This window comes from Rhodoplanes roseus (assembly GCF_003258865.1).
Taxonomy (GTDB): domain Bacteria; phylum Pseudomonadota; class Alphaproteobacteria; order Rhizobiales; family Xanthobacteraceae; genus Rhodoplanes; species Rhodoplanes roseus.
In genome coordinates, this window is record NZ_NPEX01000607.1 from 1 (window position 1) to 930 (window position 930).

1 pseudogene is annotated in these 930 nt (G+C 72.6%); it reads right to left on the reverse strand.

Annotated features, from left to right (window positions below):
* A pseudogene (locus tag CH341_RS31555) lies at positions 1 to 894 on the reverse strand (hypothetical protein); the annotation flags it as partial.
* Positions 895 to 930 lie beyond the last annotated feature (36 nt).

The following is a 930-nucleotide window of genomic DNA, read 5'->3' on the forward strand; positions in this document are numbered from 1 at the left end:
GAGATCGGTGGCGAAGGTCCCGGCCGTGTGCGCGACCAGGCAGACATAGGTCGCGCCGCCCTGCGTCACGACCGAGGCCGGTGGCCCGACTCCATAAGCGGTCGCAGTCGTCCAGACGGAAACGGCCGTCCATGCGGCGGGGCCGGCCGCGCCCGTCGATCCCTGGGCGCCTGTGTCGCCCTTGGCAGAGACCTGCCGCCATTTTCCCGCGGAGAGGTCGGTGGCGAACGTCCCGGCCGTGTGAGCGACCAGGCAGACATAGGTCGCGCCGCCCTGCGTCACGACCGAAGCCGGGGGGCCGACCACATAGGCCGTGCCGGTCGTCCAGACGGACACGGCCGTCCACGCCGCGGGACCCACGGAACCGGTCGATCCCGTCGATCCCGTCGCGCCCGTGGCTCCGGTCGCGCCCTGTGGTCCGGTGTCGCCCTTGGCCGAGACCTGAGTCCACTTGCCGCCGGCGAGATCGGTGGCGAACGTGCCGGCCGTGTGCGCGACCAGGCAGACATAGGTCGCGCCGCCCTGCGTCACGACCGAAGCCGGTGGGCCGACCACATACCCCGTGCCGGTCGCCCAGGCCGAGACCGTCGTCCACGCCGCGGGACCCACCGAACCAGTGGCCCCTGTCGCTCCAGTCGCGCCCGTTGATCCGGTCGCGCCCTGCGGACCGGTGTCGCCCTTGGCCGAGACCTGAATCCATTTTCCGGCGGCGAGGTCGGTGACGAAGGTGCCGGACGTGTGCGCGACCAGGCAGACAAAGGTCGCGCCGCCCTGCGTGACGACCGAGCTCGGCGGGCCGACCACATACGCCGTGCCGGTCGTCCAGGCCGAGACACCCGTCCAGGCGGCGGGACCGGCAGAGCCCGTGACTCCTTGCGGTCCCGTCTGTCCCAACGGTCCGGACGGGCCGGCAGGCCCTTGCGGACCAGG